The 594-nt window shown below is 62.8% G+C and carries 1 protein-coding gene; it reads left to right on the top strand.

The window, feature by feature from the left end; all coding sequences use genetic code 11:
- Positions 1–594: integrase core domain-containing protein (locus A5766_RS05140; protein WP_064903662.1), on the top strand; the 594-nt coding region annotated here is incomplete at both ends.

Raw genomic sequence — 594 nt, 5'->3', positions numbered from 1 at the left:
CAAACACCCGCGGCACGGGTTCCGGCGAGCGTGGGCGCACCTGCGCTTCGACGACGGCATCGAGATCAACAAGAAGAGGGTGCATCGACTGTGGAAGGAGGAGGGCCTGCAAGTGCGGCGTGCTCCGCGCCGCAAACGCGCCGGCCAGTCATCGGTCCCGGTCGTGGTCGCGGACGCACCGAAAGTGGTGTGGGCATTGGACTTTCAGTTCGATTCCACCGTCGATGGGAAGAAGATCAAGATCGCGTCGATGGTGGACGAGCACACCCGCATGTCGTTGCTGAACATCGTGGACCGCTCGATTCCGGCTGAGCGGTTGATCGAGGAGTTGGAGAAGACGTTCGCGATCTGGGGTGGCCCGCCGATGGTGCTGCGCATGGACAACGGCCCTGAGTTCATCTCAGAAGCCCTGCAGGCGTTCTGTGCAGGGTCGGTGGGGATCTCCTACATTCCGCCCGGCACGCCGTGGAACAACGGGTTCATCGAGTCGTTCAACAACCGGTTGCGCGACGAGTGTTTGAACCGCAACTGCTGGCCCACCCTGTTGGAGGCCCGTGTGGTCATCGGCGACTTCAAGGCCGACCACAACCACCG

Source organism: Gordonia sp. 852002-51296_SCH5728562-b (genome assembly GCF_001665475.1).
GTDB classification, from domain to species: domain Bacteria; phylum Actinomycetota; class Actinomycetes; order Mycobacteriales; family Mycobacteriaceae; genus Gordonia; species Gordonia sputi.
The sequence above is the reverse complement of the archived record's forward strand: the minus strand, read 5'-3'. Positions and strand labels throughout refer to the sequence as shown.